Source organism: Streptomyces venezuelae ATCC 10712 (assembly GCF_008639165.1).
GTDB lineage: Bacteria > Actinomycetota > Actinomycetes > Streptomycetales > Streptomycetaceae > Streptomyces > Streptomyces venezuelae.
The window spans coordinates 8,059,140-8,081,622 of record NZ_CP029197.1 but is presented as its reverse complement, the minus strand read 5'-3'; the positions used below and the strand labels follow the sequence as shown (position 1 = coordinate 8,081,622).

19 protein-coding genes are annotated in these 22,483 nt (G+C 71.8%); 9 read left to right on the top strand and 10 right to left on the bottom strand.

Annotated elements, in window-relative coordinates:
• Positions 1 to 187 precede the first annotated feature (187 nt).
• Positions 188 to 1,198 (bottom strand): LacI family DNA-binding transcriptional regulator, encoded by a 1,011-nt coding sequence (locus DEJ43_RS36740; protein ID WP_071892343.1) that lies wholly within the window; start codon positions 1,196 to 1,198, stop codon positions 188 to 190.
• Between the two features lie 298 nt (positions 1,199 to 1,496).
• Here DEJ43_RS36740 and DEJ43_RS36735 point away from each other — a divergent pair, with 298 nt between their 5' ends.
• The 4 genes from DEJ43_RS36735 to DEJ43_RS36720 all read left to right on the top strand — a co-directional run bounded on the left by DEJ43_RS36735 (position 1,497) and on the right by DEJ43_RS36720 (position 7,591).
• Positions 1,497 to 3,356 (top strand): lectin, encoded by a 1,860-nt coding sequence (locus tag DEJ43_RS36735; RefSeq protein WP_202490860.1) that lies wholly within the window; start codon positions 1,497 to 1,499, stop codon positions 3,354 to 3,356.
• A gap of 98 nt (positions 3,357 to 3,454) precedes the next feature.
• Entirely contained in the window at positions 3,455 to 6,532 is a 3,078-nt protein-coding gene (locus DEJ43_RS36730; RefSeq protein ID WP_015038529.1) for a glycoside hydrolase family 3 protein, read from the top strand.
• 94 nt (positions 6,533 to 6,626) lie between these two features.
• Positions 6,627 to 6,998 carry a PadR family transcriptional regulator gene (locus DEJ43_RS36725; protein WP_015038528.1) on the top strand — a complete coding sequence of 124 codons (372 nt, stop codon included), beginning with the start codon at positions 6,627 to 6,629 and terminating at the stop codon, positions 6,996 to 6,998.
• Entirely contained in the window at positions 6,995 to 7,591 is a 597-nt protein-coding gene (locus DEJ43_RS36720) for an HAAS signaling domain-containing protein (protein WP_015038527.1), read from the top strand. The genes DEJ43_RS36725 and DEJ43_RS36720 overlap by 4 nt, the downstream gene beginning before the upstream one ends.
• A 78-nt stretch (positions 7,592 to 7,669) precedes the next feature.
• Here DEJ43_RS36720 and DEJ43_RS36715 read toward each other — a convergent pair whose 3' ends face one another.
• Together DEJ43_RS36715 and gap are read right to left on the bottom strand one after the other, a co-directional pair.
• Positions 7,670 to 8,545 carry a poly(ethylene terephthalate) hydrolase family protein gene (locus DEJ43_RS36715; protein ID WP_015038526.1) on the bottom strand — a complete coding sequence of 292 codons (876 nt, stop codon included), beginning with the start codon at positions 8,543 to 8,545 and terminating at the stop codon, positions 7,670 to 7,672.
• A gap of 197 nt (positions 8,546 to 8,742) precedes the next feature.
• Complete coding sequence (gap, locus tag DEJ43_RS36710) at positions 8,743 to 9,738, bottom strand: type I glyceraldehyde-3-phosphate dehydrogenase (protein WP_015038525.1); 996 nt, start codon at positions 9,736 to 9,738, stop codon at positions 8,743 to 8,745.
• 322 nt (positions 9,739 to 10,060) lie between these two features.
• Between gap and DEJ43_RS36705 the strand changes: the two genes are divergently transcribed.
• Positions 10,061 to 10,324 carry a hypothetical protein gene (locus DEJ43_RS36705; protein WP_015038524.1) on the top strand — a complete coding sequence of 88 codons (264 nt, stop codon included), beginning with the start codon at positions 10,061 to 10,063 and terminating at the stop codon, positions 10,322 to 10,324.
• An 81-nt stretch (positions 10,325 to 10,405) separates the two neighbouring features.
• Here the strand turns inward: DEJ43_RS36705 and DEJ43_RS36700 are convergent, their stop codons facing one another.
• The 3 genes from DEJ43_RS36700 to DEJ43_RS36690 form a co-directional block, all read right to left on the bottom strand.
• Positions 10,406 to 11,365, bottom strand: coding sequence for a GlxA family transcriptional regulator (locus DEJ43_RS36700; RefSeq protein ID WP_041664590.1), 960 nt, complete (start codon positions 11,363 to 11,365; stop codon positions 10,406 to 10,408).
• 186 nt (positions 11,366 to 11,551) lie between these two features.
• Entirely contained in the window at positions 11,552 to 12,862 is a 1,311-nt protein-coding gene (locus tag DEJ43_RS36695; RefSeq protein WP_041663301.1) for a glycoside hydrolase family 16 protein, read from the bottom strand.
• A gap of 148 nt (positions 12,863 to 13,010) precedes the next feature.
• The gene (locus tag DEJ43_RS36690; RefSeq protein WP_015038521.1) at positions 13,011 to 14,234 is read right to left on the bottom strand and encodes an alginate lyase family protein; all 1,224 of its coding nucleotides are present in this window, start codon (positions 14,232 to 14,234) and stop codon (positions 13,011 to 13,013) included.
• 271 nt (positions 14,235 to 14,505) lie between these two features.
• Here DEJ43_RS36690 and tpx point away from each other — a divergent pair, with 271 nt between their 5' ends.
• The gene (tpx, locus tag DEJ43_RS36685) at positions 14,506 to 15,006 is read left to right on the top strand and encodes a thiol peroxidase (protein ID WP_015038520.1); all 501 of its coding nucleotides are present in this window, start codon (positions 14,506 to 14,508) and stop codon (positions 15,004 to 15,006) included.
• A gap of 95 nt (positions 15,007 to 15,101) precedes the next feature.
• On the opposite strand, the gene DEJ43_RS36680 is transcribed toward tpx, so the two are convergent.
• Complete coding sequence (locus DEJ43_RS36680) at positions 15,102 to 15,512, bottom strand: Fur family transcriptional regulator (RefSeq protein WP_015038519.1); 411 nt, start codon at positions 15,510 to 15,512, stop codon at positions 15,102 to 15,104.
• A 166-nt stretch (positions 15,513 to 15,678) separates the two neighbouring features.
• Between DEJ43_RS36680 and katG the strand changes: the two genes are divergently transcribed.
• Both katG and DEJ43_RS36670 read left to right on the top strand, forming a co-directional pair.
• Positions 15,679 to 17,898 (top strand): catalase/peroxidase HPI, encoded by a 2,220-nt coding sequence (katG, locus tag DEJ43_RS36675; RefSeq protein ID WP_015038518.1) that lies wholly within the window; start codon positions 15,679 to 15,681, stop codon positions 17,896 to 17,898.
• 256 nt (positions 17,899 to 18,154) lie between these two features.
• Positions 18,155 to 19,429, top strand: a complete 1,275-nt coding sequence (locus tag DEJ43_RS36670) for a serine hydrolase domain-containing protein (RefSeq protein WP_015038517.1) — start codon at positions 18,155 to 18,157, stop codon at positions 19,427 to 19,429.
• A gap of 20 nt (positions 19,430 to 19,449) precedes the next feature.
• On the opposite strand, the gene DEJ43_RS36665 is transcribed toward DEJ43_RS36670, so the two are convergent.
• From DEJ43_RS36665 to DEJ43_RS36655, 3 genes are read right to left on the bottom strand one after another with little or no spacing between them, the layout of a single operon-like run.
• Positions 19,450 to 19,983 carry a GNAT family N-acetyltransferase gene (locus DEJ43_RS36665; RefSeq protein WP_041663300.1) on the bottom strand — a complete coding sequence of 178 codons (534 nt, stop codon included), beginning with the start codon at positions 19,981 to 19,983 and terminating at the stop codon, positions 19,450 to 19,452.
• Between the two features lie 47 nt (positions 19,984 to 20,030).
• Positions 20,031 to 21,014, bottom strand: coding sequence for a serine/threonine dehydratase (locus tag DEJ43_RS36660; protein WP_015038515.1), 984 nt, complete (start codon positions 21,012 to 21,014; stop codon positions 20,031 to 20,033).
• A complete protein-coding gene (locus tag DEJ43_RS36655) occupies positions 21,015 to 21,821 on the bottom strand; it encodes an alpha/beta fold hydrolase (RefSeq protein WP_015038514.1) in 807 nt (268 codons plus the stop codon). It abuts the gene before it with no gap.
• A gap of 113 nt (positions 21,822 to 21,934) precedes the next feature.
• On the opposite strand from DEJ43_RS36655, the gene DEJ43_RS36650 reads away from it, so the two are divergent.
• A complete protein-coding gene (locus DEJ43_RS36650) occupies positions 21,935 to 22,372 on the top strand; it encodes a nitroreductase family deazaflavin-dependent oxidoreductase (protein WP_015038513.1) in 438 nt (145 codons plus the stop codon).
• Positions 22,373 to 22,483: the final 111 nt, after the last annotated feature.

The following is a 22,483-nucleotide window of genomic DNA, read 5'->3' as shown; positions in this document are numbered from 1 at the left end:
AGCATTTTCGTTAATCTTTTGCGCCGCCGGGGTGTCAGGTTTCTAGCAGGTCACCGCTTTGTCAACAGCCGTGACAGAAACGGGGGTTGAGGTCTCTCATCCGCGCAGGTCAACGAGAAACGGCTCCGGCGCCGAGGGAGGCCGTGGGGCCTCCCCGGCGCCGGAGCCGGGAACGGGAGCGGAAGGATCAGACGGTCGGCGGCGGAGCCGTCGAGCCGCGCACCACCAGTTCGGGCTCGAAGAGCAGCTCACCGGGGTCGGTCTGGGTGCCCTGGATCTGGGCGCAGAGCAGCTCGACGGCGGCGCGCCCCATGGCCTCGATGGGCTGGCGCACGGTGGAGAGCGGCGGCTCGGTGCAGTTCATGAAGGCGGAGTCGTCGAAGCCGACGACCGACACCTGGGAGGGGACGTCGAGTCCGCGCCGGCGGGCGGCCCGGATGGCGCCGAGGGCGAGCGGGTCGCTGGCGCACACGATGCCGGTGACGCCGCGCTCCAGGAGGCGGGTGGCGGCGGCCTGGCCGCCTTCGAGCGAGAAGATCGACCGGACGACGCACTCGTCCGGCAGGCCCCCGCCGGCCGCCTGGGCCACGGCCCGGGCCGCTTCGAGCTTGCGGCGCGAGGGGACGTGGTCACTGGGACCGAGGACGAGCCCGATCTTCTCGTGCCCGAGGGAGGCGAGGTGGCGCCAGGCCTGCTCGACGGCGACGGCGTCGTCGCAGGAGACGCATGGGAAGTTGAGCCCCTTGATGGAGGCGTTGATCAGGACCACCGGGATGTTGCGCTCGGCGAGCTGGTGGTAGTGGTCGTGCGGCGCGTCGGCCTGCGCGAACAGTCCGCCGGCGAAGACGACTCCGGAGACCTGCTGCTGGAGCAGGAGGTCCACGTAGTCCGCCTCGGAGACGCCGCCCTTGGTCTGGGTGCACAGGACGGGAGTCAGGCCCTGCTGCGCGAGGGCGCCGCCGATGACCTCCGCGAACGCGGGGAAGATGGGGTTCTGCAGCTCCGGGAGCACCAGGCCGACGAGGCGGGCGCGCTCGCCGCGCAGCTGCGTGGGGCGCTCGTATCCGAGCACGTCGAGCGCGGTGAGGACGGACTGCCGGGTCGCCTCGGAGACACCGGGTTTCCCGTTGAGGACACGGCTGACCGTCGCCTCGCTGACTCCCACCTTCTTGGCCACTTGAGCAAGTCGTCGCGTCATGTACGCAAGAGTATCGCAAACTTCGCAAGCGAGTTGCGTCGTTCTCATGCCCTTGCGGTGAACGAACGCAATCCATGAGAAGCGGACAACGTCTGAAGGGTTGACGGGCCTGAGGGCTCCTCATAACTTCAGGCCTTGATAAAAGGCTTGCTGTTGTTGCCCGTTGGGCGCGGAACGGCGAAAGGGTTGTCAGGTGCATAACACACTTGTGCGTGGGCTCACGCTCCTCAGGCGAGGAGGGGGACGACGGCGCCCGGGGGACGGCGCCCCTCCCGTCCGCGCCCGCCGCATCCGGCCGTTGACCGCGCTCACCGCCGGCGCCCTGGTCGCGAGCAGCCTGGTCCTGACCGGCCCCGGAACCGCGCAGGCGGCCGGCGAGCGGGTCGACGTCTGGCTGACCACCACCTCGGACTCCGGCGGCCGTACCGTCACCCGCGGTCTGGCGCAGCAGGCCCCCCTCGCCTTCGGCCCGGCAGGCGGCACCGCGAACCACACGATCACCGTCGACGAGAACACCACGTACCAGCAGTTCGAGGGCGGCGGCGCGTCGATCACCGACACCACCGCCCATCTGCTGCGGGGCGGCGCCGTCAGCGCCGCCACCCGGGACGACGTGATGCGCAAGCTGTTCTCGCCGACCGAGGGCATCGGCCTGTCCTTCGTCCGCAACCCCATCGGCGCCTCGGACCTCTCCCGCCCCGGGAACGTCTCGCTCGACGACACCTGCTGCGACCTGAACGACTTCGGCGCGAACGGCTACGACACCGACGTCCGGCTGCTGACCGCGCAGGCCAAGCAGCTCAACCCGGCCCTGCGGGTCAAGGGCGTGCCGTGGAGCGCGCCGGGCTGGATGAAGGACAACGGCCGGATGGACCAGATGGGCTGGCTGAAGGCGGAGTACTACCCGCTGTACGCCCAGTACCTGGTCAAGTACGTGCAGAGCTACCAGGCCGCGGGGGTCAAGGTCGACTACCTCTCCGTGCAGAACGAGCCGAACTGCTGCCAGGCCGGCAACCCGACCGCCATGAACTACCCGGGCATGAGCTGGAACCCCGCCGGACTCGTCGAGTTCACCAAGAACCACGTCTACCCGGCGTTCCGCGCGGCGGGCCTCACCACCAAGGTCCTGGTGCACGACTGGAACTACGGCGACTACGCAAACTTCGGCGCCGGTGTCCTGGGCGACGCGGGCGTCCGCAACGACCCGCTGTTCGGCGGCATCGCCTGGCACGGCTACTTCGGCGACCCGGCCGTCGGCACCCAGGTCCACGACCAGTACCCCTCGGTGAAGCAGTTCAGCACCGAGCACTCGGGCGGCACCTGGATCGGCAACCAGCACAACGAGGACCTCTCCGACATCGTGAACTACGCCCGCAACTGGAGCGGCAGCCTGGTCAAGTGGAGCCTCGGGCTCAACCAGAACATGGGCCCGCACAACGGCGGCTGCGGCACCTGCACCGGTCTCATCACCGTGCAGGAGGGCGGCGCTCGGGCCGGGCAGGTCGACTACACGATCGAGTACTACACGACGGGTCACCTCACGAAGTTCGTGAAGCCCGGCGCGTACCGCATCGCCTCCACCGCCAACGGCACCGTGCAGAACGTGGCCTGGCGCAACGCCGACGGCGGCAAGGCGCTCATCGCCCACAACGGCGGCACGTCGGCGCAGTCCGTCCGGGTCGACTGGGGCAACCAGTCCTTCACGTACACCCTGCCCGCCCGGACCACCGCGACCTTCACCTGGTCGGGGACGACCGGCGGCGGGCCCGGCGCGGGGACGCTGACCGGCCTGGCCGGGAAGTGCCTGGACGTGGCCGGCGGCGCCACCGCCGACGGCACCCCCGTCCAGCTGTACGGGTGCAACGGCACCCCCGCGCAGCGCTGGACGCTCGCAGCGGACGGCAGCGTGCGGGCGCTCGGGAAGTGCCTCGACGTCACCGGCGGTTCGACGGCCGACGGCGCCCGGGTCCAGTTGTACAACTGCAACGGCACCGCCGCGCAGCGCTGGACGTACAGCGCCACGACGCACGACGTGGTCAACGCCGGCGCGAACAAGTGCCTGGACATCACCGGCAACTCCTCCGCCGACGGGACACGGGCGCAGATCTGGACCTGCACCGGCGGGGCCAACCAGAAGTGGACCCACAACGCGGCCTGATCCCCGGCCCGGCCGGCGCGCGGCCGCTCCCGACGCGCCCGGCCGGGCCCCGTCCGACCACCCGTGAACCCGTCCGAAGGCCCTCCAAGGAGCCCCGTATGTCACCCGCACGTCCCCGAAGGACGGTGAGCGCGGCGGTCCTCGCCGCCACCGCCGTCCTCACCGGTCTGCTCACCGGCGGCCTGCCGACCGCCGCCGCCCAGGAACCCGCGCCCCGCGCCGTCGACCGCTTCGAGGGGGAGGTGCCGTTCGCGTCGCCGCCCGCCGAGGGACTGTTCACCTGGGGGAACGCCACCGAGTCCCACCCGAAGCTGGAACTGAGGGCGCGTGCCGACGCCCCCGAGGGCGGCTCGGTCCTCGAAGGCCGCTACGACATCAGCGGCTGGGGCGGCTTCACCCATGACTTCGCCTTCGACCGGCCGGCCCAGGACTGGACGGCGTACAAGGGCATCCGCTTCTGGTGGTACGGCCAGAACACGGCGCCGCTGCCACCCGGCTCCGGCAAGCGGATCGCCTTCGAGATCAAGGACGGCGGTGCGAACGGCGAGGCGTCCGAACTGTGGACGACCTCGTTCACCGACGACTGGGAGGGCTGGCATCAGGTGGAGATCCCGTTCTCCGCGTTCCAGTACCGCTCCGACTACCAGCCCGTCGGCGGCATCGACCAGATCCTCGGGCTCGACCGGATGTGGGGGTACGCGCTCACGCTGCCGACGGGCGCTCCCGGCTCCTTCGCCCTCGACGGCGTCGAGCTGTACGGCACGGCGGAGCCCGCGCTGAACACCAAGGTGGTCACCCGGTCGGTCGTCCACCCGGTCGACGAGGGCGGCGAGGCCCGGGTCGACATCACGGTGGCCACGACCGGCTCAGGACCCACCGGCGAGCCCGTCACCGTCACGTACGCCACGGAGGACGGCGGCGGCGCCGAGCCCGGCAAGGACTACCGGCCGGTCTCGGGCAGTGTGGTGTTCCCGGCCGGGACGCCCTCCGGCACGACCCGCTCGGTCACTGTCCCGACGCTGAAGGACGGCGCGGCCGAGGCCGCCGAGACGATTCCGCTCCGGCTCACCGTCGACGGCGCCAAGGCGCCCGCCGAGACCCCGCTCGTCGTGGTGAACGCGCACGGACTGCCGTACCTCGACAGCACGCTGCCGGTACGCCGGCGGGTCGCCGACCTGCTCTCCCGGATGTCCCTGGAGGAGAAGGCCGGACAGATGACCCAGGCCGAGCGCAACGCGCTGCGCGCGCAAGGGGACATCGCCGGGTACGCGCTCGGTTCCCTGCTCTCCGGCGGCGGCTCGGTCCCCAGCCCGAACACGCCGCAGGCCTGGGCGGCGATGGTCGACGCGTACCAGCTGCGCGCGCAGGCGACCCGCTTCCAGATCCCGCTCCTCTACGGCGTGGACGCGGTGCACGGGCACAACAACGTCATCGGCGCGACGATCATGCCGCACAACATCGGCATCGGCGCGGGCCGCGACCCCGAACTCGCGGCGCGGACCGGCGCCGTCACGGCGAAGGAGGTCCGGGCCACCGGGGTCCCCTGGGACTTCGCGCCCTGCCTGTGCGTGACCCGCGACGAGCGCTGGGGCCGCTCGTACGAGGCCTTCGGTGAGGATCCGGCGCTCGTCACCGCCATGGAGACCGTGATCAACGGCATGCAGGGCGCCCGGAACGGCAAGGACCTCGACCGCGCCGACAAGGTCCTCACCAGCGCCAAGCACTTCGTCGGCGACGGCGGCACCGCCTTCGGCTCCTCGACCACCGGTTCGTACACGATCGACCAGGGCGTCACCAGGGTCACCCGCGAAGAGCTGGAGGCGGTGCACCTCGCGCCGTTCGCCGAGGCCGTGAAGCGCGGCACCGGCACGGTCATGCCCTCGTACTCCTCGCTGGACGTCCTCGGTGACGAGCGGGGTCCGGTGAAGATGCACGCCAACGCCGAGATGATCAACGGCGTCCTCAAGGACCGGATGGGCTTCGAGGGCTTCGTCATCAGCGACTGGCAGGCCATCGACCAGATCCCCGGCGACTACCCGAGCGACGTACGGACCTCGGTCAACGCCGGACTCGACATGATCATGGTGCCGACCGCCTACCAGGAGTTCACCCGCACCCTCAGGGCCGAGGTGGAGGCGGGCCGGATCTCCACGGCGCGCGTCGACGACGCCGTGTCCCGCATCCTGACCCAGAAGTTCCGCCTCGGCCTGTTCGAGAAGCCGTACGCGGACACCACGAACCTGCCGTCGATCGGCTCGGCCGAGCACCGCGCGGTGGCGCGGGAGGCCGTGGCGAAGTCGCAGGTGCTGCTGAAGAACGAGGGCGGCGTGCTGCCGCTGAAGCCGTCCCAGAAGGTGTACGTGGCCGGGTCGAACGCCGACGACCTCGGCAACCAGGCCGGCGGCTGGACGATCAGCTGGCAGGGCTCCTCCGGTCGCACCACGACCGGGACGACGATCCTCGAAGGCATGCGGAAGGCCGCGCCGGGGGCCGACATCGCCTGGTCGAAGGACGCCTCCGCGCCGACCGAGGGCTACGACGCCGGTGTGGTGGTGGTCGGCGAGACGCCGTACGCCGAGGGCTTCGGTGACGTCGGCAACGGCAACGACCTCGAACTGACGGCCGCCGACAAGGCCGCGGTCGACAAGGTCTGCGCGGCGATGCCCTGCGCGGTCCTGGTCGTCTCTGGCCGGCCGCAGCTGATCGGCGACCGGCTGCCGGCCGTCGACGCCCTCGTCGCGTCCTGGCTGCCCGGCACGGAGGGCGACGGCGTGGCCGACGTCCTCTACGGCAGGCGGCCGTTCACCGGTCAGCTGCCGGTGAGCTGGCCGAGGTCCGAGGCGCAGCTGCCCCTCAACGTCGGGGACAGCCGCTACGACCCCCAGTACCCGTACGGCTGGGGGCTGACCACGCTGACCCCGGTCCCGTCCGGAGGCGAGCCCGCGCTGAGCGCGCTGCGGATCGCCGGCAAGGCGCTCCAGGCCGTCGGCCGGGGAGGCTCCCCGGAGGGCCGCAAGCTCGTGGCGGCGGCGCGGCAGATCGTCCAGAAGAAGATCGGCCAGAACGTCACCGAGGCCACGGCGAAGCCGTTCGCCGACGCGGACCACCTGCTGCTCACGGGCGATCTCGCGGGCGCGATCGGCAAGCTGACGGAGGCTTACCGGGCGGCGCGCTGACGGAGGCACGACACGGCAGGCCCGGCCCCCGGGGGAGCGTGAGCCCCGGGGGCCGGGCTTGTCGTGCTCACCTTCCCGAGCTATCTTGCATTGCATGGTTCCTGGTAACGCAATGAACGAGCCGGGCGGCAGGGTCCCCAGCCAGCTCCGCAAGGGAGTACTGGAGTACTGCGTCCTCGCGCTGCTCAGGGACGAGCCGAAGTACGGCGTCGAGCTCGTCGCCGAGCTCTCCGCGGTCAGCGTCATGACCACCAGCCAGGGCACGATCTACCCCCTGCTGTCACGGCTGCGCCGCGAAGGGCTCGTCGACACCGAGCTGCGCGAATCCCCCAGCGGGCCGCCGCGCCGCTACTACACGCTCACCGGCGTCGGCCGGGCCTCCCTCGCCGAGTTCGCCCGGGCGTGGCCGCTGTTCCGCGACGCCGTCGACCACTTCCTCACCGACCCACAGGGGGACCCCGCATGAACGCCACCGACCAGCACCCGCTCGTCGCCGCCTACCTCGACGCCGTCGCCCGGGAGACGGCCGCACTGCCCGCCGAGCGCCGCGCCGAACTCCTGGCGGACCTCCGCGAGCACATCGAGGTCAGCGGCGCGGGGGACGACGACCAGGTCCGCGCGGTCCTCGCGGAGCTCGGTGAGCCCCGTACCGTCGCCGCCTCCGCCCTCGCCGAGGAGACCCCGGCGATCACCGTCACCGCGTCCGCCGTCGCCGAGGGGAGCCCGGCGGCGCCCCCGGCTCCGGCCTCGTCCGGCCGCACCAAACTGACGGCGGCGCTGCTCGCCGTGTCCGGGGTGCTGCTCCTGTTCAGCTCCCCGCTCGGCACGATCGGCATGATCGCCGGCCTGGTGCTGCTCTGGGGCGCCCCGCAGTGGACGACCCGTGACAAGACGGTCGGCACGGCCGCCGCCGTGGCCGTGCCGGTCCTGGCCTTCCTCGGCGCCCTGCTCGGTGCCTCGTCCCGGATCGGGATCATGGAGCTCCTGCTGATCCTGGTGTTCTCGCTGGTCGTGCCGGTGTTCGGCGCCGTGTTCCTGCTGCGCGCCGCACGCCGCTGACCGCGGGCGCCGACGCCCGGCTCCGGGACGTTCCCCTCGCGGGGCCCCGGAGTCGGGCGTCGGCCTGCCGAGCGGCCGTCAGGCCGTGGGACCGGGGATCCGCAGCGCCCCGGCGTTGCGGTCCCAGCCGGACCACAGCCCGCTGTCGACGCAGTAGCCGCAGTCCGGGCCGAAGAACATCCCACGGGCGTTCTCGTCGCCGAGGAGCCAGTAGCGCAGCCACGCCGTGGTCGGGGCGCGGAAGTCGCCGCCGTCGCCGATCGAGCTGAGGTGACCGGCGCCGCGGACCTCGCCGTACACGGCGGGGACGTGGTCCGAGTCCCGGTGCAGGGCCTTCACCAGGGCGGGCCACACCGTGAGGTCACGCTGGCCGGCCAGGTAGAAGACGGGCTCGTCCATCAGGTCCGGGTCCGTCAGTGGGCCCGGCTGGATCGGGACGGCGGTGTCCACCCTCGGGTCGACGGCCGCGTTGACGGCGGCGGCCCCGCCCTGCGAGTGACCGGCGGAGGCGATGTGATCGAGGTCGACCTTGCCGTGGAAGCGGCTCGAAGGGTCCGCGTTCCGTTGCTCCAGGACGTCGATCCCCGCGCGCATGCTGATCGCGAAGTTCGACGTGGGGGTGTTGGCGGCGGCGACGATGAAGCCCTGGCTCGCCCAGTGGCGCAGCAGCGAGCTGTAGATGCCGGGCACGGCGCCCGTGCCGTTGCCCCAGATGACCACCGGGTGTCGCTCGCCCGAGCGCCCCATGGTCCGGGGGTAGTAGAAGGTGTGCACCGCCTCGATGTCGACGTCCACCTCGTACGGCCCCGTCCGGCCGAAGTCGGTGCCGACGGACGGGATGGTGCCCGTGGTCCCCGCGTCGGCCACCGCGCCTGCGGTGCCGGGCGCGGTGCACACGGCCATCACGGCGGCGAGCAGCAGACCTCCGAGCACCCGGCTCGTTCTCCCTGGCATACGAACTCCTTTACGGATCCGGCACGTTGCGCGTCCTCGCAAGCGTGACCAGGCCATGATCGGGCGCGCCGGGCCGGGTGTCTGTCCGCAGGAGCCCAGACCTTCTGCCGGGGCTCTGGGCAGCTGCCCAGAGCGCCCGACGCCCCCGCCGAATCCGTGGTTCGGCGAGGGGCGTCGGGCGGTGGTGGCGTCGGAGGTCAGCCGGCCAGCAGCTGCAGGGTGTCGATCACCCGGTTCGAGAAGCCCCACTCGTTGTCGTACCAGGCGACGACCTTGATGTGACGGCCCTCGACGCGGGTGAGCGCCGAGTCGAAGATCGACGAGGCCGGGTTGCCGACGATGTCGGAGGAGACGAGAGCGTCCTCCGAGTACTCGAGGACACCGGCGAGGGGGCCGGCCGCGGCCGTGCGGTAGGCCTCCAGGACGTCCTCACGGGTCACGTCGCGGGCGACGGTCGTGTTGAGCTCGACGATCGAGCCGACCGGGACGGGGACGCGGATCGAGTCGCCCGAGAGCTTGCCGTCCAGGTTCGGCAGCACGAGACCGATGGCCTTGGCGGCACCCGTGGAGGTGGGGACGATGTTGACGCCGGCGGCGCGGGCGCGACGGGGGTCGCGGTGCGGGCCGTCCTGCAGGTTCTGCTCCTGCGTGTAGGCGTGCACCGTCGTCATGAAGCCGTGCTCGATGCCCGCGAGGTCGTCGAGGACCTTCGCCAGCGGCGCGAGGGCGTTGGTGGTGCAGGAGGCGTTCGAGACGATCGTGTGCAGCTCCGCGTCGTACGCGTCGGTGTTCACCCCGTACGCGAGGGTGACGTCGGCACCGTCGGCGGGCGCGCTGACCAGTACGCGCTTGGCGCCGGCGTCGATGTGGGCGCGGGCGGCCTTGGCGGAGGTGAAGCGGCCGGTGGCCTCGAGCACGATCTCGACGCCCAGCTCGGCCCAGGGAAGCTGCGCCGGCTCGCGCTCGGCGAGCACCTTGATCCGGCGGCCGTCGACGACGAGGGTGTCCCCGTCGACGCTCACCGGACGGCCGAGGCGGCCCGAGGTGGAGTCGAAGGCGAGCAGCCGCGCGAGGGCGGTCGGCTCGGTCAGGTCGTTGACGGCCACGACCTCGAGCTCGGTGTCGCGCTCCAGCAGTGCGCGCAGCACGTTGCGTCCGATGCGGCCGAAACCATTGATGGCGATGCGAGTCATGAACAGTGTCCCTTCTGCGGTACCTCCAGGTTCGCGCGGAGCGGGCGGCTCGGACAGAGGCGGGATCGCCATGGTCCGCAAGGATCGCGCCAAGGTCACGAACGGGCGGGGGCGGACGCGCCAACCGTCGCCCGGAGGTTGCCCACGGGTCGCGCGCGGGACGCGTGACGGTCGCGGCAACCATTCCGGCTCGGCGGGGGTCCTCCATGCCAGGCCCCACTCGGGGCCATCGACGCGACAGGGAGGAGCGTCATGGGGGTCCGCAGGGCAGCGAAAGGCGTCGGCGACTTCTTGGTCGACGCTGGGAGAAGCCGTCGCCGAGGTGATCCTCAGCCTGCTCGCCTGTGCCCTGCTCGGCTGCCTGGCTCTGATCGCCTACCTGAGCTGGTCCTTCAGCCCGCGCTTCACCCTCGCGGGGGCTGGGCTGCTCAGCCTGCTCCTCGCCCACGGCGCCTGGCAGACGTTCCGCACCCGCGCGAGGGGGCACCGTGGGGGCCTCGCCGCCCTGACCACTGTCGGTTTCACCGTGACCGCCATGACGGCCCTCTTCCTGCTGCTCTTCTCCACGGGATGCGACTGCCTGTGAGGCCGTTCGGCTCAGCTACGCAAGTCCGGGACGCCGGGCGCTCGTCGGACGCTGGGCCGTCGCCGTCGCCGTCGCCGGGCCCTACTCGCCCTGGGTGAAGGTCCGCCGGTACTCGCTGGGCGTGGTGCCGAGGATGCGCTGGAAGTGGAGCCGGAGATTCGCCCCGGTGCCGAGTCCGACGTCGGCGGCGATCTGTTCGACGCTCCGCTCCGAGCGCTCCAGGAGTTCACGGGCGAGGTCGAGGCGGGCCCGCATCACCCACTGCATGGGCGTGTAGCCGGTGTCCTCGACGAAGCGCCGGGAGAAGGTCCGTGCGGAGACCGCCGCGTGGTGGGCGAGCACGTCGAGGGTGAGCGGTTCGTCGAGCCGGTGCAGGGCCCACTCGCGGGTGGCGGCGAACCGTTCCCCCAGCGGCTCGGGGAGGCTGCGGGGCACGTACTGCGCCTGGCCGCCGCTGCGGTAGGGGGCGGCGACCAGCCGCCGCGCCGCGTGGTTGGCGGCCGCGATCCCGAGGTCACCGCGGAGGATGTGCAGGCACAGGTCGATCCCGGAGGCGGCGCCTGCGGAGGTGAGCACGCTCCCCTCGTCGACGAAGAGGACGTTCTCGTCGACGTGGACGAGCGGCCGTTTCGTCGCTAGGGCCTGGGTGTAGTGCCAGTGGGTGGTGGCCCGCTTGCCGTCGAGGAGCCCGGTCGCGGCGAGCGCGAAGGCGCCGGTGGAGATGGCAGCGAGGCGGGCGCCGCGGTCGTGGGCGGCGATCAGCGCGTCGACGACCGCCCGGGGCGGGTCCTCGCGGTCGGGGAAGCGGTAGCCGGGGACGAAGACGATGTCGGCCCAGCCGAGGGTGTCGAGGCCGTGGGCGACGGCGTACGAGAGACCGTCGCCCCCGGCGACGAGACCGGGCTCCGCGCCGCAGACCCGCACCTCGTACGGCATGCTCGCGCGGGTCGTGAAGACCTGCGCGGGGATGCCGACGTCGAGCGGCTTCGCCCCTTCGAGTACGAGGACGGCGACGCGGTGGAGGCGGGGCGTAGGTGGCACGGCACCAGCGTAGGCGGAGGCACGGAAGCCGACGAACACCAGGTCAGCGGCTCGCCGCGGCCCGACGCGGCACCACGGTGGGCGGCGGAGCCGACGGGCCGGCACGCCACCGGGCCGTGCGGCGCCGGCGGGAAGCCCCCGCGGGGCCGGGACTCAGGGAGTCACCGTGCCCGCCGCGTCACTGGTTCAGCGTGTCACCGTCCACTTCTGGTTGGCTCCTCCGCCGCAGGTCCAGATCTGCAGCCGGGTGCCGTTGGCGGAGCTGTTGCCGGTGGCGTCCAGGCACTTGCCCGAGCCGGCGTTGACGATGTCCCGGGCGGTGTTGGCGGTCCATTTCTGGGCGCCCGTGCCGTTGCAGTCCCAGAGCTGGACGGGCGTGCCGTCGGCCGTGCCCGCGGAGGTGACGTCGAGGCACTTGCCGAGCGCCCGGATCGTTCCGTCGGCGCCGACGGTCCACTGCTGGGCGCCGGTGCCGTTGCAGTCGTAGAGCTGGACCGGGGTGCCGTTGGCGTTGTTCGCCGCGGCGACGTCGACGCACTTGCCGCCGATGCCCGTGATCGGTCCGCCGGTGACGGGCCCGTCGGCGGTGGTGACGCGGACGTGGTCGACGACGAGCTGCTGCGGGAAGGCGGTCGAGCCGTCCGGGTCGCCGGGCCAGTAGCCGCCGACCGCGAGGTTGAGGATGAGGAAGAACGGCTTGTCGAAGACCCAGGCGCGGCCGCCGAGGTCGGCGGGTGTGCGGGTCTGGTAGACGTTTCCGTCGACCGACCAGGTGATCCTGCCGGGCGACCAGTCGACGGCGAAGGTGTGGAAGGCGTCGGCGAAGGCCTGGCCGCCGGGGAGGGTGTATCCGGCGCCGATGCCGCCGGAGCCGGAGTAGCCGGGTCCGTGGAGGGTGCCGTGCACGGTGGACGGTTCGAAGCCGACGTTCTCCATGATGTCGATCTCGCCGGAGGCGGGCCAGCCGACCTGGCCGAGGTCGTTGCCGAGCATCCAGAACGCGGGCCACATGCCCTGGCCGCGCGGGATCTTCATCCGGGCCTCGACGTGGCCGTACCGCGCGGTGTACTTCCCGGCGGTGTTGAGCCGGGCCGAGGTGTATTCGCAGCGGCCGTACCAGCACTGGTAGTTGCCGGGGTTCTCCTTGCGGGCGGTGATGACGAGGTGCCCCTGGCCGTCGAGCGCGGCGTTCCGGTTTCCGGCCGTGTAGTACTGCCGTTCGTGGTTGTTGACGTTGTCGCCGGTCTCGATCTGCCAGCGGGAGCCGTCCGCGGGGAGGCCGGCGGCGCCGTCGAAGTCGTCGGAGAACGTGACGGCGGCGGCCTCGGCGGCGGGCTGGAGGGCGGCGGTGCCGGCCGGACCGGCGGCGCCGGACGGGCCGAGGGCGCCGGCGGCTCCCGGGGTGCCGGTGGGGCCGAGCGCGGCCGTGGCCAGGGCCAGGGCCAGGGCTGTCACGGCGGTGAACAGCGGGCGCCGGGTGGAGCGGGAGGAGGGCATGACTCTCTCTTCCGTCGGGTGTGGGGGGACGCGCGCGCCCACGGCATGCCATGGGCATGACATGAACGCGCGCACTTCGTCGCCTCCATGATTTAAGAAGTGAAGTAAGGGGGCGTCAAGAGGCGGGAGCTCCCCCGTCCCCGTCCGGTCAGCGGGAGTTGCCGGCGTGGGTGAGGGTCTCCCAGGCGACGAAGAGGTTGTCTGTGCCCGCCGGACGCCTGGCCTGGGTGAGGTTCTGCGTGTTGGTCATCGCGTAACCCATACGGTTGCCGAGCGCGTTGAAGCCCACCTCGGTGACCGGACCCAGGTGATCCTTGAGGGCGCCGCCGCAGAGCCAGCCCGGGACCGCCGTGCCGAGTTCGTACTTGGCGTGCAGGCCGAGGGCGTGCCGCAGCCGGTCGGCGACCTCGGGATAGAGGTCCTGCCCCTGGATGCGGCTGGTCTCCGCGATGTGCGAGATGGCGGAGAGTCCGTACCCGGTGTGGGTGAGGTCGCGGCAGGTCTCCTGGCTGAGGCCGTCGACGAAGGTGGTCTGCCCCTGCCAGTAGCGGACGATCTCGTCCCGGGTGTCGAGGCCGCTGCCGGGCGCGGCCTTCGGCAGGGCGCCGTCGCTCGCGAGGTAGATGTACGCGGGGACGCGGCCGCGGAACTTGGTCACGGCCTTGTCGTAGGCGGCGCGGTCCTCCAGGAAGACGGCGATGCCGATCGCGGCCTCGGTCATGCTGAGCTCCCAGTTGCCGTTGGAGTGGGAGCCGCCCGCGACCTCGGGGAGGTAGACCGTGCGCAGCATGGTCTTGAACCGGTCGATCCTGGCCTGGGGCCAGCCGGTGTAGGTGTAGCGGATGATCTCGGCGGCGCGCGGCCAGGAGGAGCCGGCCCAGCCCGTCTGGAGGGGCGCGTTGGAGTTGGTGTGGTCGGTGATCACAGCGGACCAGGCGTCCATGATCTCGATCGCCTTCTGGGCGTACCGGCTGTCCCGGGTCACGTACCAGGCGAGGGAGAGCGTGTACGCGGCGATGGCGTCCTCGCGCTCGTCGGTGCAGCCGTTGTTCGGGTTGGAGTAGGAGCCGCACTCCACGACCGAGCGGGGCTTGGGGACCCGGGAGAGCGAGGCGTACCTGCTCGCCATCATCTGGTCGTAGGCGCCCTTCCAGGGCTGCGCCCCGGCGTTGACCTGCTCGCGGGTGAAGTCGAGCTGGCCGCGGGAGACCAGCACACCGGGGTGGACGAACGTCGTGGGGGCGGCCTCGGCCCGCCCGCCGGCCGGGCCGGCGACGAGGGTGGCCAGCAGGGCCGCGGCGAGCAGGGGGACCGCGAGCAGTGCGCCCCTCCTTCTCCGCCGGGAATCGGAAGCATCGCGCCATGGGGACATGAGAGTGCCCTTCCTTCACATACATGAACGAGCGATCGCTGTCGAGGGTGGAACCTAAAGGTCTGAACCAGAGGCGTCAAGGCACTGAGTTGGGTGCGGGATGAACGATTCCGGCTACCTGCGCGACCGTCGAGGCCCACCGCCCGTTCACGTTCCTGAACAGCCTTTGAGGATCCCTCTCCCCCACGCCCGCACGGCCTCGCACGAGGGGCCGGGCCGCACGCCGTACGATTCCCCTCGTTGTCATTTACCTCGTCCGAAGGAGAACCCCATGGCCCAGGTCACGCTGAAGGGCAACCCCGTCCAGGTCAACGGCACCCTGCCGACCCCGGGAAGCCAGGCGCCTGACTTCACGCTCGTCGCCGAGGGCCTCGCGGACAAGTCCCTGAAGGACTACGCCGGTCAGCGCAAGGTGCTCAACATCTTCCCGAGCATCGACACCCCGACCTGCGCGTCCTCCGTCCGCGCGTTCAACGAGAAGGCCGGCGACCTGGAGAACACGGTGGTGCTCTGCATCTCCGCCGACCTGCCCTTCGCCCAGGCCCGCTTCTGCGGCGCCGAGGGCCTGGAGAACGTCAAGAACCTCTCCACCCTCCGCGGCCGCGAGTTCCACACCAACTACGGCGTGGAGATCGCGGACGGCCCGCTGGCCGGCCTGACCGCCCGCGCCGTCGTCGTCCTCGACGAGAACGACGCGGTCCTGCACGCCCAGCTCGTCGGCGAGATCGGCGAGGAGCCCGACTACGCCGAGGCGCTCGCCGCCCTGAAGTAACACCGCCTGAAGCGGCACCGCCGCCGGATTCACGGCGCCACGCGGAAGAGCCCCTCCACCGACTCGGTGGAGGGGCTCTTCGCCGTGCCGGGCCCTCAGGCGCAGGCGGGGCAGAGCCCCCGGTAGGTCACGTCGGCCTTCGAGACGGTGAAGCCGAAGCGCTCCCCGTGAGGGAGCACGGCCAGCGGGTCCCCCGTCGGCCGGACGTCGCGGATGATGCCGCAGTTCGAGCAGACCAGGTGCTGGTGCGGCTGGTGCGCGTTCGGGTCGTAGCGCTTGGCCCGGCCGTCGGTGGACAGCTCCACCACCTCGCCCAGGGCGACCAGCTCGCCCAGGGTGTTGTAGACCGTCGCCCGGGCGATCTCCGGCAGCCGCGCCACGGCGCGGGCGTGCACCTCGTCGGCCGTGAGGTGCACGTGCTCGCCGGCGAGGACCTCCGCGACGACACGCCGCTGGGACGTCATCCGCCAGCCACGCGCGCGCAGGCGCTCCAGCAGGTCGCTCATTTTCGGCTCACCTCTTCGGATGGTTGGCGTGGTTCTTGACTTGGACTCTGTCCATCGTAGGATCACTTCCGGCACTAGCCAAGGCACACCACGGCTCCGTTCGGGCGAAACCCACCGGAGCCCGCCCCGGCTGAGCACGCGATCCGCCCCGTCCGGAAGGATTTCCATGTCCGAGAACCACGACGCAATCGTCACCGACCCCGCACCCCAGGAGTCGGGCGGCTGCCCGGTCGCGCACGGCCGTGCCGCGCACCCGACCCAGGGCGGCGGCAACCGCCAGTGGTGGCCGGAGCGGCTCAACCTCAAGATCCTCGCCTCCAACCCGGTCGTGGGAAACCCGCTGGGTGAGGACTTCGACTACGCCGAGGCGTTCAACGCCCTCGACCTGGCGGCCGTCAAGCGCGACATCGCCGAGGTGCTCACCACCTCGCAGGACTGGTGGCCCGCCGACTTCGGCCACTACGGCCCGCTCATGATCCGCATGGCCTGGCACAGCGCCGGCACGTACCGCATCAGCGACGGCCGCGGCGGCGCCGGCGCCGGCCAGCAGCGCTTCGCGCCGCTCAACAGCTGGCCGGACAACGGCAACCTGGACAAGGCCCGCCGTCTGCTGTGGCCGGTGAAGAAGAAGTACGGCCAGAACATCTCCTGGGCCGACCTCATGATCCTCACCGGCAACGTCGCCCTGGAGACGATGGGCTTCAAGACCTTCGGCTTCGCCGGCGGCCGCGCCGACGTCTGGGAGGCCGACGAGGACGTGTACTGGGGCCCCGAGACCACCTGGCTCGGCGACGAGCGCTACACCGGTGACCGCGAGCTGGAGAGCCCGCTCGGCGCGGTCCAGATGGGCCTCATCTACGTCAACCCCGAGGGCCCCAACGGCAACCCGGACCCGGTCGCCGCCGCGCGTGACATCCGGGAGACCTTCCGCCGGATGGCGATGAACGACGAGGAGACCGTCGCCCTCATCGCCGGCGGCCACACCTTCGGCAAGACGCACGGCGCCGGTCCCGCGGACAACGTGGGCGCCGACCCCGAGGCCGCTCCCCTGGAGGCGCAGGGCTTCGGCTGGGCCAACTCGTACGGCACCGGCAAGGGCGCCGACGCGATCACCAGTGGTCTCGAGGTCACGTGGACCACCACGCCCGCGCAGTGGGGTCACGACTTCTTCAAGCACCTCTTCGAGTACGAGTACGAGCTCACGCAGAGCCCGGCCGGTGCGCACCAGTGGGTGGCGAAGAACGCCGAGGCGATCATCCCCGACGCCCACGACGCGTCGAAGAAGCACCTGCCGACGATGCTCACCACCGACCTCTCGCTGCGCTTCGACCCGGCGTACGAGCAGATCTCGCGGCGCTTCTACGAGAACCCCGAGGAGTTCGCGGACGCCTTCGCCCGCGCCTGGTACAAGCTGACGCACCGTGACATGGGTCCGGTCGTCCGCTACCTCGGCCCGGAGGTTCCCTCCGAGGTCCTCCTGTGGCAGGACCCGCTGCCGGCCCGCGAGGGTGAGCTCATCGACGCGGCGGACATCGCCTCCCTCAAGGAGCAGATCCTCGGTTCGGACCTGACGGTCGCGCAGCTGGTCTCGGCCGCCTGGGCCGCCGCCTCCTCCTTCCGCGGCAGCGACAAGCGCGGCGGCGCCAACGGCGGCCGCATCCGCCTGGAGCCGCAGCGCAACTGGGAGGTCAACAACCCGGACGAGCTGGCGCAGGTGCTGCGGACGCTCGAAGGCGTCAAGGCCTCCTTCGACGCCGCGGGCGCCAAGAAGGTCTCGATCGCCGACCTGGTCGTGCTCGGTGGCGTCGCGGCCGTCGAGAAGGCGGCCAAGGACGCCGGCTTCGACGTCGAGGTGCCGTTCACGCCGGGCCGGGTGGACGCCTCCCAGGAGCAGACGGACGTGGAGTCCTTCGCCGCCCTGGAGCCGCAGGCGGACGGCTTCCGCAACTACCTCGGCAAGGGCAACCGCCTCCCGGCCGAGTACCTGCTCGTCGACCGCGCGAACCTGCTGACCCTGAGCGCGCCCGAGCTGACGGTCCTCGTCGGTGGCCTCCGGGTGCTCGGCGCGAACCACCAGCAGTCCGCGCACGGCGTCCTCACCGAGACGCCGGGCCTGCTGACGAACGACTTCTTCGTCAACCTGCTCGACATGGGCACGACGTGGTCGGCGACCTCCGAGGACGCGAACACGTTCGAGGGCCGCGACTCCGCCACGGGCGAGGTCAAGTGGACCGGCACGCGTGCGGACCTGGTCTTCGGCTCGAACTCCGAGCTGCGCGCGCTGGCCGAGGTCTACGCGAGCGACGACGCGAAGGAGAAGTTCGTGACCGACTTCGTCGCCGCGTGGGACCGGGTCATGAACCTGGACCGGTTCGACCTCGTCTGATCCCGCTCAACCCCCGCTGTCCCGGGCCCGGTCGACTCACGTCGGCCGGGCCCGGCTCGTACGGCCGGAAGGACGGGGAGCGGGAGGGGAACCGGGCGATCCACAACCCGCCTCCCGTGTCAGGAACCGAATCAGGGCGTTGGGACTCATGATCCATGGGTACCGGGCCGGGCCGCACGGTCCGGCGTGCCGGTGCCCGCGGCGCACCTCTGCCGTGCGCCGTACCGAACGATTCGGAAGAAGTCGAGGAATCACCGTGCCCCTGTCGTCGCACCGACGCCTGGCCGTGAGCGCCACCCTGATCGCCGCGCTCGCCGCGGGCGTCGTCCCCGCCACCAGCGCGTTCGCCGCTCCCGGTACCCCCGTCTCGCCCACCGCCGCCACGACGCCCGCCGTCCCCGCGCCCGACATGGACGGCGTGGTCGCCGCGCTGAACTCGGCCATGGCCAACGGCGCGCCGGGCGCGATGGCCCGCTTCGTCGGCCCCGACGGGGTCCGCAGCCGGACCGTCGGCGTCCAGGACCGCGTCTCGGGCGCGCGGATGGACATCGACTCGCGCTTCCGGATCGGCAGCGTCAGCAAGACGTTCTCCGCCGTCGTGCTCCTCCAGCTGGTCCAGGAGGGCAAGCTGGGACTCGACGAGCCGGTGAACACCTACCTTCCGGGTCTGCTGCCCGACGACCGCATCACGGTCCGTCACCTGCTGACCCACCGTAGCGGTCTCGCCGACTACACCAACGCGATGTTCGAGCACACCGTCCCCGGCTTCGAGTCGGTGCGCAACCGGGTCTTCAGCTACCAGGAGCTGGTGGACCTCTCGCTGAGCGAGCCGCGGACCACCCAGCCCGGCGTCTCCTACCAGTACTCGAACGCCAACTTCGTGGTGGTCGGCATGCTGATCGAGAAGCTCACGGGCCGGCCCGTGGCCGACGCGTACGAGCGCCGCATCTTCAAGCCGCTGAAGCTCCGCAAGACCTCGTACGTGCACCCCGACGTCCGGATCAAGGGCGGGCACGTCCGCGGCTACCTGCACCCGGACGAGGAGGGCGGCGCGCTCGTGGACTCCACCGAGCAGACGGTGTCCTGGGCGCAGTCCGCCGGTGCGGTCATCTCCAGCCCCGCCGACCTGAACACCTTCACGAGCGCGCTGACGCGCGGCCGGCTGCTGTCCCCGGCGATGATGGAGGCCATGACGACGGTCACGCCGACCGACGCCACGAACACCCGGTTCTACGGTCTTGGCCTGCGCCGCTACAACCTGTCGTGCGGGACGCAGGTGTACGGCCACACCGGCACCGTGCAGGGCTTCTACACGTACGCCTTCTCGACCCGTGACGGGCGGCGCAGCCTCTCGGCCATGGCGAACACCTCGAACCACGGGGCCGCGAACACGGCGCTCGGCGGGACCCTCGAGGCGGCGTTCTGCGGGAAGAAGCCCGCGCCCGCGGCCTCTTCGCGCGCCGCCGCCTCGCCCACGGCACGTGACCTCGGCTCGCTCCCGGCGGAGCGGGACCTGCCCGAGCGCCACTGAGCGGGTGAGACCCCGGGCGATCAGGCCTGGTATTCGGTGAGGTCGATGGCGTAGACCCGCAGGGGTACGCCGAAGGCCGGGTGGGCCGTCTCGCGCTCCTCGGTCATGCCGAGCTTGCCGATGACGTTCTCGGAGGCCTGGTTGCTGATGTGGGTGATGGCGATCACCCGGTCGAGGCCGCGGTCCTGGAGTGCGAACTCCAGGACCGCGTGCGCGGCCTCGGAGGCGTAACCCTGTCCCCAGAAGGGCCGGCCGAGGCGCCAGCCGATCTCCACGTCGGGCATGACCTCGGGCAGGAACTCCGGCAGCGACAGACCGGCGAAACCGATCAGCTCGCCGGAGGCGAGGAGCTCGACGGCGAAGATCCCGAAGCCCTCCTCGTCCCACTCCTCCTCGTACCGCTCGATGTCCTCGGCGGTCTGCTCCAGGTCCCGGACCGAGCCGTCGCCGATCCAGCGCATCACCTCGGGGTCGGCGTTGATCTCGGACAGCGGGACGAGGTCGTCGTCGGTCCAGCGCCGGAGGATGAGACGGGGGGTACGAATTTCGGTCATGCCCCCATCCTGACGCACGCCGCACCCCCTCCACACCACCGGCCGCGCTACACCGTGGCCGCGGTGCGGGTCAGATCCGCGGGGTCCGTGTTGGCACCGCAGAGCACGACACAGACCTTCTCGCCCGGCGCCGGGACGTAGCCGTGGTCCGCGCCCCTCGGGTCCGGGGTCGTGAGGGCGGCCAGGGCGGTGGCGGCCGCGTGCTCGACGGCGAGTCGCCGGTCGTCCCACAGGGCGCGGCGGGCGCGGGTGATCGCGGCGTCGGGGACGAGGACGGTGCGGACCCCGTCCTGCCGGGCGGCCGCGAGGGCCGTGGCGGAGGCCCGGCGGGCGCCGAGCGAGTCGGCGGCGACGGAGTCGACGGTGACGTCGACGGGGTGTCCGGCGCGCACGGCGGCGTCGAGGGCGCGGCAGTTCTCGGGTTCGACGGCGACGGTCCGGATGCCGTGGTGCCGGGCGGCGGTGGCGACGCCCGCGAAGAGACCGCCCCCGCCGACCGCGACGACGACGGTGTCCAGGTCGGGGAGGCGCTCGTGGATCTCGTCGAGCAGGGTGCCGGCCCCGGCGGCGATCAGCGGATGGTCGTACGCGTGGGAGGCGAGCGCCCCCGTCTCGGCCGCGAACGCCTCGCACGCGGCGAGCGCTTCGGCGTACTCCGTGCCGACGAGCCGGACGTCGGCCCCGTACCCGACGAGCTTGTCGGCCTTCACCTTCGGGGCGGTGGTCGGCAGGAAGACGGTGGCAGGGACGCCCTGTCGCCGGGCTGCCCAGGCGCAGGCCAGACCCGCGTTCCCTCCGGAGGCGATGGTGACGCCGGCAGCGGGGAGGGTGCCCGCCTCCCGGTGGGCGAGCAGGAAGTTCTGCGCGCCGCGGGCCTTGAACGAGCCGGTGTGCTGCAGCTGTTCCAGCGCGAGGTGGAGCCGGTACGGCTCGGCGCCCGGGTCGGCCCCCGCGACGGTGACGGGGCGGACGTGGCCGCCGATCCGGTCGGCGGCGGTCTTGATGTCGGCGTAGCTGAGGGGGCTGTGCACTCAGAGCTCCTGGTGGGCGGGGGACGCGGGGACGGGGTGCGGGGCCGGGGCGGCCGTGAGGGCACGGGCGAGCGCGGTGGCGAAGTCGTCGGCGTTGTCCAGCATCAGGTTGTGTCCCGCGCGGGGGATCTCGACCACGGGGACGCCGGCCGCCGCCATCTGCTCGACCTGGGGGTCCGGCAGGCTGAACTCTCCCACCAGGAAGGTCCGGGGGACGGTGAGCGCGGCGAGGAGGTCGCCGGGCTCGGGGGTGCTCCCCTCGACGAGGGCGACCGCGCTGCGGTGGACGGCCAGCGGGTCGGCGAGGCGCAGCCGGGCCGCGTAGTCGGCGCGGTCCGCGCCGGCCACCATCCGGGCGAACCCCTCCGCCACGAACGCGTCCTCCTCCTGCGCGGCCACCGGCGAGCTGAAGGCGCCCCCTCCCCCGTACAGGTTCGGCTCCGCCACCACGAGTCTCGCCACGAGCTCGGGTCGCGCCGCCGCCAGATGGATCGTCACCGCCCCGCCCATCGAGTGACCGACGAGGTCGACGCCGCTGAGCCCGAGGTGGTCGAGGAGGGCGGCCACCGCGGCCGCCTGGGACTCCATGCGGTAGTCGAAGTCCGCGGGCCGGTCGCTCAGCCCGAATCCGAGCAGATCCACCAGCAGCGCCCGGCCTCCGCCGAGCGCGGGGTGGGCGGCGATGTGGGCGAAGTCCGATGCCGAGGTGCACCCGAGACCGTGGACGAACACCCGCACGGGGCCCTCACCCGGAAGGTCGATCCACCGGATGTACGCCCGCTGGTCGGCCAGGAACAATTCCCGCATGCCCGATGCTCTCCCTGTGTCACGCCTGTTCGTCACGTCGGGAACCAGCCTAGGAGCCGGCACCGACAACGCCGGGGCGGGGCAGCCGAGCCGGAACCACCGAAAGGACCCCCATGCCACTCGAAGGTGAGTACGAGCCCAGCCCGACCGCGTGGGTGCGCGACCAGGTCGAGCTGTACGAGTCGTCCGGCGGCACCAAGGGCACCACGATGCGGGGCATGCCCGTCGTCCTGGTCACGAACGTCGGCGTGAAGAGCGGCAAGCTCCGCAAGACCCCGCTGATGCGGGTCGAACACGAGGGGGCGTACGCGCTCGTCGCGTCGAACGGCGGGGCGGTCAAGCACCCCGTCTGGTACCACAACCTCATCGCCCAGCCGCTGGTCGAGGTGCGCGACGGCACCCAGGTGTGGGACATGAAGGCCCGTGTGGTCAGCGGCGACGAGCGCGCGGCCTGGTGGGACCGGGCGGTCGCGGCCTTCCCCGACTACGCCGACTACCAGCGCAAGACCGACCGCGAGATCCCGGTGTTCGTCGTGGAGCGCGTGGAGTAGGACCTCCCGGACGGCCGGCGGACCGGTCGAGGGGACGCCCGGCGGGGACGACGGGCGGGCGCGTGAACCTGGTGGGAAAATGGGGGTGTCCCCCCAACTCCTCCTTCCCAT